General features: G+C 51.1%; 14 protein-coding genes. 10 read left to right on the forward strand and 4 right to left on the reverse strand.

Annotation, left to right across the window (positions count from 1 at the left end; genetic code table 11):
- The first annotated feature begins 135 nt into the window (after window positions 1–135).
- The 4 genes from wrbA to cydC all read left to right on the forward strand — a co-directional run bounded on the left by wrbA (window position 136) and on the right by cydC (window position 5432).
- The gene (wrbA, locus tag BBI15_RS02365) at window positions 136–750 is read left to right on the forward strand and encodes an NAD(P)H:quinone oxidoreductase (protein WP_068871910.1); all 615 of its coding nucleotides are present in this window, start codon (window positions 136–138) and stop codon (window positions 748–750) included.
- A gap of 82 nt (window positions 751–832) precedes the next feature.
- Window positions 833–1555, forward strand: coding sequence for a ZIP family transporter (locus tag BBI15_RS02370; RefSeq protein WP_068871911.1), 723 nt, complete (start codon window positions 833–835; stop codon window positions 1553–1555).
- 455 nt (window positions 1556–2010) lie between these two features.
- On the forward strand, window positions 2011–3741 hold the full coding sequence (cydD, locus tag BBI15_RS02375; protein ID WP_068871913.1) for a thiol reductant ABC exporter subunit CydD: 1731 nt from the start codon (window positions 2011–2013) through the stop codon (window positions 3739–3741).
- A complete protein-coding gene (gene cydC, locus BBI15_RS02380) occupies window positions 3729–5432 on the forward strand; it encodes a thiol reductant ABC exporter subunit CydC (protein ID WP_068871916.1) in 1704 nt (567 codons plus the stop codon). The genes cydD and cydC overlap by 13 nt, the downstream gene beginning before the upstream one ends.
- Before the next feature lie 32 nt (window positions 5433–5464).
- Here the strand turns inward: cydC and BBI15_RS02385 are convergent, their stop codons facing one another.
- Window positions 5465–5716, reverse strand: coding sequence for a hypothetical protein (locus BBI15_RS02385; RefSeq protein ID WP_068871917.1), 252 nt, complete (start codon window positions 5714–5716; stop codon window positions 5465–5467).
- A gap of 208 nt (window positions 5717–5924) precedes the next feature.
- On the opposite strand from BBI15_RS02385, the gene desA reads away from it, so the two are divergent.
- The 3 genes from desA (at window position 5925) to BBI15_RS02400 (ending at window position 8804) form a co-directional block, all read left to right on the forward strand.
- Entirely contained in the window at window positions 5925–6944 is a 1020-nt protein-coding gene (gene desA / locus BBI15_RS02390) for a Delta(5) desaturase DesA (RefSeq protein WP_068871920.1), read from the forward strand.
- Between the two features lie 133 nt (window positions 6945–7077).
- Window positions 7078–8217: a sensor histidine kinase gene (locus BBI15_RS02395; protein WP_068871921.1), complete on the forward strand. Its 1140-nt coding sequence runs from the start codon at window positions 7078–7080 to the stop codon at window positions 8215–8217.
- Window positions 8214–8804, forward strand: coding sequence for a response regulator transcription factor (locus tag BBI15_RS02400; protein WP_068871923.1), 591 nt, complete (start codon window positions 8214–8216; stop codon window positions 8802–8804). The genes BBI15_RS02395 and BBI15_RS02400 overlap by 4 nt, the downstream gene beginning before the upstream one ends.
- Before the next feature lie 58 nt (window positions 8805–8862).
- Here BBI15_RS02400 and BBI15_RS02405 read toward each other — a convergent pair whose 3' ends face one another.
- The gene (locus BBI15_RS02405; RefSeq protein WP_068871925.1) at window positions 8863–9225 is read right to left on the reverse strand and encodes a DUF2188 domain-containing protein; all 363 of its coding nucleotides are present in this window, start codon (window positions 9223–9225) and stop codon (window positions 8863–8865) included.
- A gap of 111 nt (window positions 9226–9336) precedes the next feature.
- On the opposite strand from BBI15_RS02405, the gene putP reads away from it, so the two are divergent.
- The gene (gene putP / locus BBI15_RS02410; protein ID WP_068871927.1) at window positions 9337–10860 is read left to right on the forward strand and encodes a sodium/proline symporter PutP; all 1524 of its coding nucleotides are present in this window, start codon (window positions 9337–9339) and stop codon (window positions 10858–10860) included.
- 82 nt (window positions 10861–10942) lie between these two features.
- Here putP and BBI15_RS02415 read toward each other — a convergent pair whose 3' ends face one another.
- Both BBI15_RS02415 and BBI15_RS02420 read right to left on the reverse strand, forming a co-directional pair.
- Window positions 10943–11365 (reverse strand): VOC family protein, encoded by a 423-nt coding sequence (locus BBI15_RS02415; RefSeq protein WP_068871929.1) that lies wholly within the window; start codon window positions 11363–11365, stop codon window positions 10943–10945.
- Window positions 11366–11564: 199 nt separating this feature from the next.
- Window positions 11565–13115 (reverse strand): BCCT family transporter, encoded by a 1551-nt coding sequence (locus BBI15_RS02420; protein WP_068871930.1) that lies wholly within the window; start codon window positions 13113–13115, stop codon window positions 11565–11567.
- A 186-nt stretch (window positions 13116–13301) separates the two neighbouring features.
- Between BBI15_RS02420 and BBI15_RS02425 the strand changes: the two genes are divergently transcribed.
- Both BBI15_RS02425 and hflX read left to right on the forward strand, forming a co-directional pair.
- Window positions 13302–14021, forward strand: a complete 720-nt coding sequence (locus BBI15_RS02425) for a VOC family protein (RefSeq protein WP_068871932.1) — start codon at window positions 13302–13304, stop codon at window positions 14019–14021.
- A gap of 103 nt (window positions 14022–14124) precedes the next feature.
- Entirely contained in the window at window positions 14125–15396 is a 1272-nt protein-coding gene (gene hflX / locus BBI15_RS02430) for a GTPase HflX (RefSeq protein WP_068871934.1), read from the forward strand.
- The last annotated feature ends 48 nt before the right edge of the window (window positions 15397–15444 follow it).

Raw genomic sequence — 15444 nt, forward strand, 5'->3', positions numbered from 1 at the left:
TTTGTTCATAGTCGCCCATATCCAGAAAAAAGTTTAATGTCTTTCGGATTAGGGCACACTAGTAAAAGAAGTTATCTTGAACATAGGATATTTTCCTGAAGCCACGGAGCAAATCGATAAAGGAGAGGGTATGGAATGGGCAACGTAAACTTAGCGATCATTTATTACAGCTCGACAGGAACCAATTATCAGATGGCGCAATGGGCAGAATCAGCCGCAAAACAAGCGGGTGCGGAAGTGAAAGTGGCAAAAGTGAAAGAGAATGCCCCGATGGCAGCGATCGAATCGAATCCGGCATGGAAAGAGCATTATGAAGCAACGCAGGATGTACCGGAAGCGGACAATGACTTGCTTGAATGGGCGGACGCGATCATCTTCAGCGTACCGACGCGCTTTGGCCATGTCCCTTCGCAGGTACAGCAGTTCTTCGATACAACCGGCGGCTTATGGGCGCAAGGCAAATTGGCCAATAAAGTGGTAAGCGCCATGTCTTCCGCGCAAAACCCTCACGGCGGACAGGAAGCGACCGTCTTGGCTGTCTATACGACGATGCATCATTGGGGAGCGATCATCGCGGCGCCTGGCTATACAGACGAAGTGCTGTTCAAAGCGGGCGGGAACCCTTACGGCACAAGCGTGAGTGTCGATCAAGACAATAATATGGTCGAGGATGTGCAAGGGGCGGTCGAGCACCAGGCAAAGCGTACCGTACAAGTTGCGGGTTGGGTTAAAAACGGTTTGAACGGGTAATTGAAAATCATACGCCACTAAGGCGAATGCTGGCAGACGGGCGAATGCGCCTGTCTGCCTTTTTTAGTCGAGGAGGGATATCTTGGAATGGCTTAGCTTGTTGTTTGTCGCCGGGTTCGTCTTCATCCACCTATTTTCGAAAAACATGAATTTCCTGAAAGCCGTTCCGCGCAGCCGGTTTCTGTCGATTGCCGGCGGCATTTCCGTTGCCTATGTATTTCTGCACTTATTGCCTGAATTGGGTGAATTCCAGGAAGAGGTGCATGAAGAGTTCGGGGGCGCCGGGGAAGGATTCCTGAGCAATCATATCTATCTGGTGGCCATGGCCGGCCTGGTCCTTTTCTACGGTTTGGAACAAATGGTGAAAAATTCAAAGCGCCGGACAGCGGAAGGCAAATCCTCATCGGGCGTTTTCTGGATCCATATCGGTTCCTTCGCCATGTATAACGGCGTCATTGGCTATTTGATGATGCGTGAGGAGTATGAAGGCGTGGTCGGCATGGCCCTGTTTTTCATTGCGCTCGGCGTTCATTTCATCACCAATGACAAGGGTCTTAGGGAAGCGCACAAAGGTGAATATGACCGTTATGGCAGATGGCTTCTCGCTGCAGCGATCGTGGCAGGCTGGGGAATCGGCTGGATGACGGAAGTCCATGAACTGGTCATTGCATTCCTCATGGCCTTGATCGCGGGAGGGGTCATTTTGAACGTCTTGAAAGAAGAGCTGCCGGAAGAGCGGGAAAGCAGTTTAAGTGCTTTTGTAATAGGGATGTCCATCTATTCGGTGCTGCTCTTATCCATTTAGGTAAAAAAATGATGTCGTTTATCAAAAGAAGGGAGTAATGCGTGGGATAACGGGTACAGGTTTAGGTATAGAATCACACGCGTAATCCTCGCGCTAGTGTCGGAAGGTGATGTTTATGCCATGATCATGAAAGAGGAAATAGCGGTTTTTGAACATGAACTCAAGAAATTGAAGGCAGAGTATAAAGTATGCCTGGATGCCCCATTGAAAAGGAAGATCCAAAAAGATGCCAAGTGGTTACATGCTGTCATTCTCCAGGCTTCCGGGAAAAAAGCTTAATAGATGTGATTGAATCGCTATGTCAGCCATGCAGCCTTGCTGTGTGGCTTTTCTTTATGAAATGTGAACCGTTTTGTAACAATTTCCCGGGAAATGGCTGTCGGGGCGGGCGTCCCCAAAGGAATCTCATTGAAGCTCCTTTATAATGAAAGTAAGTGAAAGAAAGGGCGATGGTAATGGGAAGCTTAAAGCAGATGGCTTACAGCCAGCACAACCGCATACGCTTGTTGTATCTAGCCTCATTGGCAAAGGGGCTTGCGATGATCGGGCAGGCTTTATTCTTTGTCTGGGTGGCTGATGCCGTATTCCTCAAAGCCGCCTCGTTTGAGGAAGTGCTGCCTGTCCTTGGCGCTTTGCTCGGGGTCATTTTGCTGCGGGCTGGCGCAAGTTATGCGATCGGCCGGACCGGCGTCGCATTGTCTATAGAAGCAAGGCGCAACTTGCGGCGTGAATTGATCGCTGCGTATCAAGAAAATCCCCTGCAAGGGTCGATTGCCGGGCAGTCGGGGAGGAAAGTCGGATTGCTGCTCGAGGCGGTCGATGACACAGATGGCTATTTCAGCAAGTATATGCCGCAGATGATCCAAAGTTATACCATCCCGCTCATGCTGCTCGGGGTGATTTTCTACTTGAACTGGACGACCGGGTTGATCATCCTCATCACGGCGCCGTTCATCCCGCTGTTCATGGCAATTGTCGGAAAGAGGACGAAACAGAAAGCCGACGAAAAAGTGGAGCAATTGGCCGGTTTTTCAGGCACATTCCTCGATGTCCTGCAAGGATTGGCGACTTTGCGCTTATTCGGCCAGGCGAAGCGGCAGAGCGAGACGATCCGCGACAACAGCCTGAAATTCCGCGATTCAACGATGGAAGTCTTGAAATCAGCGTTCCTGTCATCCTTGACACTCGAATACATTTCCATGCTAAGCATCGGGATTGTCGCGCTCGAAATCGGCTTGCGCCTCGTCGTCTTCGACAGCATCACGTTTTTCCCGGCGTTTCTCGTCATGCTGCTTGTTCCGGATTTCTTTAATTTATTGAAAGAGTTCGGCAGTGCCTTTCACACAGCGAGAGGAAGTGCGGCTTCTGCTGAATTGTTGTCGGAAGAATTGGCGAAAAACCATCGGCCCGTCGTATGGGGCGAATCCCCAGTCGATGCACCGGTTGAGTTGGCTTTGGAACAAGTGAGTTTTCAGTACGGGGAAGGATTTCAACTGGAGCCGGTAAAGTTCAAACTCGAAGCGGGAACGTCCACCGCACTGGTCGGAGCGAGCGGCTCCGGCAAAAGCACCTTGATGAATGTCATTGCCGGGTTGTTGCCCGCAGCGAGCGGACGGTTGCTGATCAATGGCCTGCCGCAAGAACAAGTAAGTGAAGACGAATGGTTCGGGCAAGTGAGCTATATTACGCAAGACCCTTATTTATTTGCAGGAACCATTAAAGAAAATATCGAACTCGGGGCGAAACAGCCCGTGGCGAAAGAACGATTGATGGAGGCAGCACAGAAAGCGGGTGTCCTGGAATTGGTCGAATCGCTTCCTTTAGGCTTCGACACGATGATTGGTGAAGCAGGGCGCGGGTTGTCCGGCGGTGAAAAGCAGCGGATTGTGCTCGCGCGGGCATTCCTAAAAAGGCCGGCAGTGCTATTTTTCGATGAGCCGACAGCAGGGCTCGACCTGCACACGGAGCAAGTGCTGCAAGAAGCGATTGAAGAGCTGTCAAAAGAAGCGACAGTCGTCACGATTGCACATCGCCTGCATACGATCCGGAACGCATCACACATTCTCGTCATGGATGGAGGAAGGGTAGAAGCCATCGGCACGCATGAACAGTTGATGGGCAGCTTCAGCCCTTATCGGCACATGATCGAGGCGCAACAAGGAGGTACACGGGCATGGGTGAACTGAAGACGGTTTTTTTACTGACGCTGAAGGAAAAACGGGACGTCGCCCTTGCCGTGATATTCGGTTTTTTGGCAGGGCTTGCGGGTGTTGCCCTTCTTGGGGCGAGCGGTTATTTGATATCCAAGGCGGCCTTGACTGCGCAAATGACGACCTTGGTGGTCATGGCAGCATCGCTTAAATTATTCGGATTTGCTGCAGCCATTACCCGCTATGCGGAACGGCTGTTTTCACACCGCGCGACGTTCACGATGCTCGGCCATTTGCGCGGCAATTTCTTTGAGCGCCTGGCACCGCTCGCGCCGGGCATTTTCCAGCGCCACCAGAGCGGTGATTTGCTGTCGCGCATCGTGGGCGATGTGGAAAGTTTGCAAAATTTCTTGCTGCGCGTGTTATATCCACCGATCGTCGTCGGCATGGTATTAGTGGCGACCGTGTTCTTCACTTCGTTTTATTCGCTGCCCATGGCATTGGCCGTCTTGGGGGGCGCCATTTTTGTGGTCGTTCTTCTGCCCGCGTTCTTCGCGCTCCGGAGACGGAAGAAAACGCATGCGACCGGAGAAACCCGCGGGGCCTTTGCGGCTGCATCGGCGGAATTTCTTTACGGGTTCAAGGATTTGAAAATCCATTTGGCGCTCGATCAAAAAAGCGTGGAGTTACAGGAAGTGGCACACCGTTATGAACAAGCCCAGAAAAATGAAGGGCTTGAAGAAAACCGTGTCCAGTCGGTGAATGCACTGGTCGCTTTCCTGGCTTCATTTCTTGTGTTGGCGATCGGGGCGTATTTCGTGTCCACCGGGGAATTGTCCGGCCTGTATTTAGCGATGCTTGTCATGGTGTCGCTCGGGGCATTTGAGAATGTCGGCCCGCTTGCGGCACTTCCGGCGTATTACGAGGAAAGCCGGATTGCTGCGCGCAGGCTTGAAGAAGTGGTGGATGAAGAACCGGATAACAGTGTGGGAGAGATGCCGGAGGGTTCAGTGGATATTCAGGTTGACCGTTTAAGCTACCGCTATCCGGATGATAGCCGCTTGTCGCTCGATGACGTCAGCTTCCAGTTGGCTCAAGGATCGAAAACGGCGATTGTCGGGCCAAGCGGTTCGGGCAAGTCGACCTTATTGCAGCTATTGTTGAAAGTGGCAGTGCCGGAGAGCGGCGACATCCGCTTCGGAAATGAAACGCTTAGCGGCATGCGGCCGGAAAACGTATGGGAACGCATGAACGTGGTGCTTCAGGAGAACCATTTCTTTTCAGGGACCATCGAAAGCAATTTGCGCATTGCGAATGAGCAGGCGGATGCGGAACAATTGCGTGAAGCGCTCGAACTTGTACACTTGAGTCATTTGGAGCTGGCTGCGCCAGTTTATGAAAAGGGCCGGAATTTATCGGGCGGCGAAAAGCAGCGCCTGGCGATGGCGCGGGCGTTCCTGAAAGGCGAGAGGCTATGGCTATTGGACGAACCGTTTTCATCGGTTGACGGTGTTACCGCCAAGTCCATTTACAGCGAGCTGTTCACCCGACATCCACAGGACACGTTCGTTATCATCAGCCATGATTTATCGGGACTTGAAAGCATGGACCACATCCTGGTGCTGGAGGATGGCCGCTTGATCGAACAAGGCAACTACCAGGAATTGATGACCCGTCGCGGTTATTTCTACGGCTTGAAGAAAATAGAAGAGCAAGTTTTCGTTTAAGTGTCTCGGAAGCTGTGCAGAAAAAGACGCGTCTATGCAGACGCGTCTTTTTGCCGTTCGGCTATGAGCGGTTGATTGTTCAGGGCATCGTCGAGCTTCATCTGCTCGAGTTCCAAGCGCATTTTCTGGGTTTCGATGACGTAATTGTCGTGCTTGAGCTTTTCGAGTTCCACTTCCGTTTCCAAGGCGCGCTGATGCATTTTCCTCTTGGATGTTAAATAGTCTGTCCAGATGCCAACAAGTGGGATGGAAAAGACCATGATGACGGTTACCAGTCCTGTCATAAGTGTTCACCTCTATTCAGATTATTCTGCATATATGTAAGTATACACGTTTTCCTTGCTTTTAGAAAGTTATGGAAAAAGCAAAAACCATGACAGGTGTCATGCCCATAAACAGGCGTTTATGTCTTATGCATGATGGCCGATCGGCGTAATATGATGAGTAACAAGTATATTGATGGGCATGCCCATTCTAGGAGGAAGACAAGACATGAGCAAGGAAAAGACAGCACAATTACGCAAATTTGTCGCCCCTTTTGAAAAGGCGGATGTTAAAGCAAGCGTCCGGCAAATGATGAATACCATCCCCCCATTTTTCATTCTTTGGTTTTTAGCATATCTCGCACTGGATGTATCCGTTTGGCTGACAGTGGGAATTTCCATCATCGCGGCAGGCTTTGTCGTCCGCATGTTCATCATTTTCCATGACTGCACACACGGGTCATTCTTCAAAAGCAAAAAAGCGAATGCGGTCGTCGGCACGATTACCGGTATATTGACGCTTTTCGCATACGAAAAGTGGAAACGCGAGCATGCTATCCACCACGCATCGAGCGGCAATCTCGACAAACGGGGAGTCGGCGATATCTGGGTCATGACGATCGATGAGTATTTGGAGGCTTCCAAGTGGGAACGCTTCAAGTACCGCATGTACCGCAACCCTCTCGTAATGTTCGGGTTGGGGCCGTTATTCCTGGTGTTGATCTCGAGCCGTTTCAACCGCAAAGATGCGCGCAAAAAAGAGCGCAACAATACGTATTTCATCAATGCTGCACTGGTCGTCCTTTACACCGTCATGATCTTGGCGATCGGCTGGCAGGCATTCCTGCTGATCCAGGGAACGATCATGTTCACGGCTGGCGTGCTTGGCATTTGGTTGTTCTACATCCAGCATACGTTCGAAGATTCCTATTTTGAAGATGAAAGCGAATGGGATTATGTGAAAGCGGCCATCGAAGGCAGCTCGTACTACGAATTGCCGAAAGTGCTGCAGTGGGTGACTGGAAACATCGGATTCCACCACGTGCATCACTTGAGCCCGCGCGTCCCGAACTACAATTTGGAAAAAGCGCATGTTTCCACTCCGCCGCTTCAAAAAGCGACGACCATCAATTTAAAGACAAGCTTGAAATCCTTGAAGTACAAAGTGTACGACGAAGAAAACAAGACCTTCGTAACATTCGGCGACATCAAGCATTTGCTTGGCAACTCTGAAACAGCACAGCAGTAAAACGGAACTGTCCTTGCCTCATCCTAGAGGGAAGGGCAGTTCTTTCTTTTGGAAACCGGGGTTATGACCACAGATTTTCTCTTTGTCCGTGAGCTTTGGTATGATGAAAGGAAAGAAACCTTAGGAGGCAGTTATGCAAAACTGGTATCAAATTTTTCCCCGCAACACATGGTTAAGTATCTATGCATGGACAATCTTTTGCATTTTGCCATTCTTTTTCATTTTTCGTTCATCATCTCCACCTGAAATTGCGGCAGGCATCATCTTATTGGTGGCGTTTTTCATCGCTTATCGTCTGTCGTTCAGTTCCCATTCGTTTCTTGTGTATTTATGGGTAAGCGTCGAGATGGTCATCAACATCGCGATGATCTTCTTATTCGGCTATGTTTACTTGGCGATTTTCCTGGCATTTTTCATAGGCAATATCCGCAGCAAAGTCGGTTTTTTCATTATTTATGGGCTGCATATCGGGGCGACGATCGCTGCGATCATCTACGGATTGCTTGTCGACTTCAACTTGTACATGACGCAATTGCCGTTCATCATCCTGAGTGTACTCGGCGTTATCTTATTGCCGTTCAATACCTACAACCGGCATAAACGTGAAAAGCTTGAAGGGGCACTGGAAGACGCCAATAAGCGGATTTCACAGCTTGTGCTGATCGAGGAGCGCGAACGGATCGCGCGCGATCTCCACGATACGCTCGGCCAAAAATTATCATTGATCGGCTTGAAAAGTGATTTAGCCGGGAAACTACTTAATAAAGACCCGCAACGCGCAGCTGCTGAGATCCAGGATGTCCGCCAGACTGCACGCACTGCCTTGAAGGAAGTGCGGGAACTGGTGACGGATATGCGCGGGACGAAACTTGAAGACGAGCTGTTGCGCATCCAGCAAATCCTGAAGGCCGCGGATATCGATTTCGTTTTCTACGGCAGCGCTAAGCTCAACAATACGCCACTGTTGATGGAGCATGTGCTGAGCATGTGCTTGAAGGAAGCGGTCACCAATATCGTCAAACACAGTGAAGCTTCCCGCTGCACCGTGTTGATCAAGCAGACGCCGAATGAAATCCTTGTGCAAGTGCAGGATGATGGCGTCGGGTTCCCGGAAGGCAATCCCCTACTTCAAGGGAATGGGCTTGCGGGAATGCGCGAACGATTGGACTTCGTCAATGGGCAAGTCGATATTGAAGTCATGGACGGCACGACTTTGAACATCCGCGTACCGAATGTCATTCTTTATCAAGATATGGAGGCGAGAAATACATGATTCGAATTGTACTGGCGGAAGACCAGCGCATGATGCTCGGGGCACTTGGTTCCTTATTGGATCTGGAAGACGATTTGGAAGTGGTGGGGATGGCATCGAATGGGGAAGAAGCGATCAACTTGGTTGAGGAGCTGAACCCGGACGTCTGCATCATGGACATCGAAATGCCGGTCAAGAGCGGCCTGGATGCGGCGGAAGCCTTGAAAGACCACCCGTGTAAAACCATCATCCTGACGACGTTCGCCCGGGCAGGTTATTTCGAGCGGGCGCGGAAAGCGGGGGTCAGCGGATATCTCCTGAAAGACAGCCCGAGCGAAGAGCTGGGGGCCTCGATCCGCACCATCATGGACGGACGCCGGATCTATGCGCCGGAACTTGTCGACCTCGCTTATGCTGGCAGCAATCCACTGACTGAACGCGAGCGGCAAGTGATGGAATTGATCACTGAAGGACGCAGCACGAAAGAAATCGCCAAAGAGCTATTCATTACGACAGGCACTGTGCGCAATTACATTTCCACGATTCTTGATAAACTTGAAGCGAGCAACCGGATCGAAGCCATTGCGCGTTACCGTGAAAAAAGCTGAACGAAAAACAGCAGGACAAGGAAAGCGGCCGCTTTTCCTGTCCTGCTGTTTTGATTGGTCAATCGTATAATTTTTCCTGCAGCGAGCCATCTTCTGCGTAAATATGAAGTTCCCCGTTATTGCGGTTGACGTAACGCTTCGCTTCATCCATCAAGTCATCCTTCGTTTCCTCGATGAGGATGGCTTTTTTGCTGTCTTTCTTCTTCAGTTGCCAGCCTTCTGAGTGTTTGCGGATTTCATACACCGGGGCTTCGCTGTCTCCTTGGACGGTATCGCGTGCCTGGTCCAAAGCAATCGGGATGGCACGCCCTTCCTCATAACCGTCACGCAAGAGCGCATTGGCAATCTCGATGGCTTTGTTGCGGACATTTTCATCCAAATTTTTGAAGGAATCTGGGTAATCATTCTTATTCCACGGCATATTTATCGCCTCCTTGCCTTTCTATCCCCATTTAAATAGGAAATAAAACGCAATCGCCCCCTTTTCATCTAAGCTCAGTATGTTAAAGTGTTTAATAAAGGAGGAGATGTCATGACAGATACAACTTATCAAATCATAGCCTTACTCGTGTACCTCGCGGCTATGCTGTTCATCGGCTGGTATGCGTATAAGAAGACAGCCGACTTATCCGATTACATGCTCGGGGGAAGGGGTCTCGGACCATCCGTAGCGGCTCTCAGCGCCGGCGCATCCGATATGTCCGGATGGCTCTTGCTCGGATTGCCCGGAGCGATTTACGTCGGAGGTCTCGTGGAAGTCTGGATCGCCATCGGGTTAACGATCGGTGCTTTCCTGAACTGGTTCTTTGTTGCGCCTCGTCTGCGGATCTACTCATTTGTCACCAGTGATTCCATCACCATTCCAAGCTTCCTAGAAAATCGCCTGAAAGACCGTTCGCGCCTCTTGCGGATTGTTTCAGGTATTATCATTTTGATTTTCTTCACATTCTACGTTTCATCCGGCATGGTAGCTTCTGGATTGTTCTTCCAGAGCTCATTCGGAATGGATTATCACCTCGGCCTCATCGTGGGTTCTGTGGTAGTTGTCGCTTATACTTTGTTCGGCGGGTTCCTCGCCGTCAGTTACACGGATTTTGTGCAAGGGATCATGATGTTCCTGTCGCTTATTGCAGTGCCGGTCGTCGGGATTTTCGTTACGGGCGGATTCGGTGAAACGGCAGCGAGCATCCGGGAAGTCGACCCGAATATGTTGAGCCTGGTTTCAGGGGCTTCCACCATCGGCGTCATTTCTGCCGTAGCGTGGGGCCTTGGGTACTTCGGGCAGCCGCATATCATCGTCCGTTTTATGGCCATTAAAACGTTGAAGGAAGTCCGGACCGCCCGCCGCATCGGCATGGGCTGGATGATTCTGAGCCTCTTTGGCGCCACGGGCACAGCATTGATCGGGATTGCGTATTTCCAGCAAAACCCAAATGCGACCCTGGTTGACCCGGAAGCGGTATTCCTGGACATGAGCCAGGTATTGTTCCATCCGTTGGTTGCAGGTTTCGTCCTGGCGGCGGTTTTGGCAGCGATCATGAGTACGATTTCGTCTCAATTGCTCGTCAGCTCGTCTGCATTGATTGAAGACTTGTATAAAATCGCCTTCAAGAAAGAGTCCAGTGATAAAGGCTATGTCACGCTCGGCCGAATCGCCGTAGCTGTCATCGCTGTCATCGCCGCAGCACTCGCATGGGAGCAGAACAATACCATTCTTGGATTGGTCGCTTATGCATGGGCAGGGTTCGGTGCCGCTTTCGGCCCGATCATTTTGCTCGCCCTGTTCTGGCGCAAGCTTACTTCTAAAGGTGCGCTCGCCGGCATGATCGTGGGTGCCATCACGGTCATCATCTGGGATCTTGTGGGAACTGTCCCTGAAGATGCAGGTGCCACTGACCTGACGAACTTCATCGGCAGCGTGTATGAAATCATTCCAGGCTTTTTCCTCAGCTGGTTGGTTGCATGGGCTGTCAGCTTGATGACTTACAAGCATGACGCTGAAATCGAAGCGGAATTCGATGAAACCGAGCGTTTGATCCAAGAAGATAAGAAATGACCTAGTAAAAGCAGGCTATCCTCTCACGGGAGGGAAGCCTGTTTTTTTGCTTTGTATCCAACTTGCATTTTACTGAGCCCGGTCATTGCCGGCCGTCATCGTGGCTGAACATCCAGACGATGCCATATTTATCCTCCACTATGCCATAGCCGAGGCTCCAAAACGTCTCCTGCAGCGCCATTTGAACTTTCCCGTCCTGCGCCAGCTGGTTGAATTCCTCTGTCATTTTGTGCAAGTCATCCGATATGACTGCCACATTGATGTTCTTGCCGGTTTCAACCGGGGCGTCTGACATGCCATCTGAAAACATGACGGTGCTTCCGTGGATGTGCAAGCTCGCATGCATGATCCGGCTTTTCATTTCTTCGGGCATTTCCTGTCCGGGCCCGGAAGGCATGTCCCCGAAACGGGAAAGCTCAGCTGGTTCTGTACCGAACACGGTTCCATAGTATGCCACTGCTTCTTCGCAATTGCCATTGAAAATCATATAGACATTGACGGTCATTGGAAACACTCCTTTCTATGAGTATATGTAAACAGCGAACAAACATTCCCTTTTTTCGTTATAGCTCCAAGGCGAAAAAAGCAAAGGGTTATTGACGCAGTAATCAGTTTTTTTGCGGGGGCGGCATCTATAATCTTCACTAAAAAACTGCCTTGAAAGCTCAAGATTTAGAGCTTTCAAGGCAGCAAGGGGTTTGTGCTTACTTATTCTGTTGTTTTCTCGCTTCTCTTTCCAAGCGCCGGAAGCGGCGCAATTCCGATTTGCGGATCGGCGGCGATTCCCCGCGGATGATTTTGGTGAATGACCAAAGCATCAGGAGCAACAGCACCGTAAACGGCAAGGCCGATATGAGCGAGGCGGTCTGCAAGGCGCTAAGCCCGCCAGCGTAAAGAAGGACGGCTGCGATTGCTGACATCAAGACGCCCCAGATGACTTTGAACAATGTCGGCGGGTTCAAGCTGCCGAAGCTGGTCATTGTCGCCAGGATGTATGTAGCGGAGTCAGCTGAGGTCACAAGGAATGTGAAGATCAGTAAAATCGCCAATACGGACATGATGGTCGACAACGGAAGAACATCGAAAGTCTGGAACAAGGCAGAAGTCAGGTCGACGTTGACCGCTTCCGCAATGCCTGCTTGTTCGTTCAAGTCATACCACAAAGCTGTACCGCCAAAGACGGCGATCCAGACACAAGCGATCGCTGGCGGAATGACCAATACGCCGAAGACGAACTCGCGGATCGTGCGCCCGCGTGAAACCCGTGCAACGAACGCCCCGACAAATGGAGACCAGGCCGTTGCCCAGGCCCAGTAGAAGATGGTCCATCCAAGCACCCATTCCCCACCGGTATACGGCTCCATGCGCAAGCTGTACTGTACGAAATTGGTGATGTAATCACCGATTGCGAGCGTGAATGTGTCCATGATGAACACTGTCGGGCCCGCTAAGAAGACGAACACCATCAGTACGAGTGCCAAGCCTAAGTTCAAATTACTTAAGTAGGCAATTCCTTTATGAAGCCCTGTAGAAGAAGATAGGGTATAGGCAGCGAACATGACGCCGATGATCGCCAATTGGATCGGGAAGGCGTTGTCGATGCCGAAGACGGCATTCAAGCCGCCGTTCATCTGCAAGACCCCGAGGCCGAGTGAAGTCGCGATTCCCATGACGGTTGCGATGACCGCAAGAGAATCGATGGTGTGCTTGATGACGGGTTTCGAACCCATCACTGGTTCGAGTGCAGTCGAGACCAGGCCGGGCTTTTTGCGTCTGAACTGCAAGAAGCCGATGACCAGGCCGACGATGGCGAAGACGGACCATTGGCTGATGCCCCAGTGGAAGAAGGAGTAGCCCATCGCAATGCGCGCAGCTTCTTCCGTCTGTCCTTCCGTGCCGAACGGCGTCGTGAAGAAATGGCTCATCGGTTCAGCGACTCCCCAGAAAACGAGGCCTGCACCGAAGCCTGCAGAGAACAGCATGCCGATCCAGGTGAAGAACGGGAACTCCGGGCGGTCGGAGTCGGCTCCGAGCCGGATGCTGCCATATTTGGTGATGGCGATGATGATCAGGAAAAGGGTGATGATGAAGACAGCTAGCAAGTAGAACCAACCGAAGTTAAGCGTGGTGAAGTTAAATAAGGTGCCGGCGATTTCACCGAAACGGATCGGCATAAATGCCCCAGCAACTACCAACAGCAGGATCACGGCTGTCGATATGATAAACACGGGGTTTTTCAATGATTTTCTATCCATGATGACCTCCTTTGAAATATGGTAATTATCTTTTCCTATACCCTAGCGTATCGAAAATGATGCCTAAAAACCACCCATTTCCCGGAAAAATCAGAATTGACAGGGAAAAGTGACCATATACACAGCAATTCCACTGCCTCAGAGGTTATGATATTTATATATGGAAAGAGAAAGGAGTGTCTGAAAATGCAATTGGATCATATCGTTCATTTTACCCGGACCAGCCCGGAAGCAAGCAGCGGGTTTTGGAACGATGCGGGTTTTCATGCAGTTACGGGAGGCAGCCATAAGAACTGGGGGACGCAAAACGCCCTCATGTATGGGCCGGATTACTACATCGAATGGCTGGCAATTGAAGATAGAGCCACAGCGGAAGCCAGTGAACATCCGCTTATCCAACAGCTGCGCCATGATGGAAGGGGCTTCGGCACCATCTGTTTGCGTTCTCATGATCTCGATCAATTAGCGAAACAAATCGAAGACCGTGGGTTCCGGACGGTCGGGCCGATGGATGCGGAACGGCTGACTGGCTCAGGCGAAACCATCCGCTGGCGCTTGCTGTTTATCGATCAGCCGATTTCTTCGGCATTGCCATTGCCGTTTTTCATTGAGTGGGAAGAAACGGACGAGGCGCGTATTGCCGGCTTGAAGCAAAAAGGCGCCATCACGGATTTCAATGAAAGCTTGCGCTTGGATGCACTCGTATTCTCGGTGGAAGATCCGGCGCAAAGGGAAGCGGAATGGAAAAGCTTATTGGGAGGATCTGCTTCACTTGAAAATTGCAGTCTTGTGTTTGAGCAAGGCGATGGAAAAGCAAAAGAAAGATTGCGTGAAGTGCGCTTTGAATCGGCCGGACAGGAAATCGTTTTTGAACAAGGGAGCTATCAGGTGCCGCGTTTCGGGTAAAGGCAGGCGTGGTACTGTGATAGGATAGAAGGAAACTTCAAATTGATGGAGTCATTACTGTACCAGGCGGAGTCGAAGCTCTGCCGATAGGAGGCAACAAGGGATGGAAGCATTCATTGAAAAAGCGATTATTGTGGGTGTCCAATTGCAGAAAGACACCCATTTCGAATACAGCATGGAAGAGTTGCGGAATTTAGCGGAAGCATTGGGCGTCGAAGTCGTGGGTGAATTGCACCAGAACTTGGACCGTGTGAATCCCGCCCATTACATCGGCGCCGGAAAAGTCGATGAAGCGAAAGCATTGTACGAAGAAGCCGATGCCAACTTGATCATCTTTAACGATGAACTGTCGCCGTCCCAGATCCGCAATCTGGAGGAAGACTTGGAATGCAAGGTGATTGACCGGACGATGCTTATCCTGGACATCTTTTCAAGGCGCGCTCGCACGCGCGAAGCCCAAGTGCAAGTGGAATTGGCGCAACTCCAGTATATGTTGCCGCGTCTTGTCGGCTTGCGCGCATCGCTCGGCCGCCAGGGCGGTGCGAGCAGCGGGGGGCTTGCCAACCGCGGTGCCGGGGAGACCAAATTGGAGCTCGACCGACGGAAAATCGAGGACCAGATCACCAAGCTCAGGCGGGAACTCGACCAAGTGAAAGAACAACGCGTCACCCAGCGCAAACAGCGGCTGAAAAAAGGCATGCCGGTCGTATCGCTCGTCGGCTATACCAACGCCGGCAAGTCGACGATCATGAACAGCTTGCTGTCGAAGACGGGACAGAATGTCGACAAGCGGGTGTTCGAGAAAGACATGTTGTTCGCGACTTTGGATACGTCTATCCGCCAAATCCGGCTTGAAGACAATAAAACCTTTTTGTTGTCCGATACTGTCGGGTTTGTCAGCCGCTTGCCTCACCACTTGGTCAAGGCATTCCGCTCGACGCTCGAAGAAGCGCGCAATGCGGATTTGCTGCTCCATGTGGTCGATGTCTCGAATGATGAGCATGATTACATGATGGAAGTGACCGATGCGACGCTGCAGGAGGTGGGCGTGGAAAACGTCCCGACTTTATATGTCTATAATAAATCGGACCTCGCTGGTGTCGCATACCCAAGAAAGAGTGCCGATGCCGTCTGGATATCAGCCAAAGAAGGAGCGGGGCTCGATGAGCTGATCGAAAGCATACGTGAGCGGCTCTTTGCGAACCACGTCATGTGCCGGATGGAAATTCCGTTCGGGCGCGGGGACGTCGTTGCGTATTTGAACGACCATGCAAGTATCAAGGAAACCGAATACGGCGAAGAGGGCACATTGATCACCGTGGAATTGAGCCGTGCGGATTATGAGCGCTACGAACAATTCGTCGTCGGCAAATAGCCGGCCTTTATGGAGATGAATGAAACGCGGAAAAGCTGGGGGGATCTC

This window comes from Planococcus plakortidis (genome assembly GCF_001687605.2).
GTDB classification, from domain to species: Bacteria; Bacillota; Bacilli; order Bacillales_A; family Planococcaceae; genus Planococcus; species Planococcus plakortidis.

What these genes read in the sequence shown, in the direction of transcription:
- BBI15_RS02395 (WP_068871921.1), top strand. Translation starts at nt 7,078, where the DNA reads ATGCAAAACTGGTATCAAATTTTTCCCCGCAACACATGGTTAAGTATC.
- BBI15_RS02415 (WP_068871929.1), bottom strand. Translation starts at nt 11,365, where the DNA reads ATGACCGTCAATGTCTATATGATTTTCAATGGCAATTGCGAAGAAGCA.
- BBI15_RS02405 (WP_068871925.1), bottom strand. Translation starts at nt 9,225, where the DNA reads ATGCCGTGGAATAAGAATGATTACCCAGATTCCTTCAAAAATTTGGAT.
- BBI15_RS02400 (WP_068871923.1), top strand. Translation starts at nt 8,214, where the DNA reads ATGATTCGAATTGTACTGGCGGAAGACCAGCGCATGATGCTCGGGGCA.
- hflX (WP_068871934.1), top strand. Translation starts at nt 14,125, where the DNA reads ATGGAAGCATTCATTGAAAAAGCGATTATTGTGGGTGTCCAATTGCAG.
- BBI15_RS02420 (WP_068871930.1), bottom strand. Translation starts at nt 13,115, where the DNA reads ATGGATAGAAAATCATTGAAAAACCCCGTGTTTATCATATCGACAGCC.
- putP (WP_068871927.1), top strand. Translation starts at nt 9,337, where the DNA reads ATGACAGATACAACTTATCAAATCATAGCCTTACTCGTGTACCTCGCG.
- BBI15_RS02385 (WP_068871917.1), bottom strand. Translation starts at nt 5,716, where the DNA reads ATGACAGGACTGGTAACCGTCATCATGGTCTTTTCCATCCCACTTGTT.
- BBI15_RS02425 (WP_068871932.1), top strand. Translation starts at nt 13,302, where the DNA reads ATGCAATTGGATCATATCGTTCATTTTACCCGGACCAGCCCGGAAGCA.
- cydD (WP_068871913.1), top strand. Translation starts at nt 2,011, where the DNA reads ATGGGAAGCTTAAAGCAGATGGCTTACAGCCAGCACAACCGCATACGC.
- desA (WP_068871920.1), top strand. Translation starts at nt 5,925, where the DNA reads ATGAGCAAGGAAAAGACAGCACAATTACGCAAATTTGTCGCCCCTTTT.
- wrbA (WP_068871910.1), top strand. Translation starts at nt 136, where the DNA reads ATGGGCAACGTAAACTTAGCGATCATTTATTACAGCTCGACAGGAACC.
- cydC (WP_068871916.1), top strand. Translation starts at nt 3,729, where the DNA reads ATGGGTGAACTGAAGACGGTTTTTTTACTGACGCTGAAGGAAAAACGG.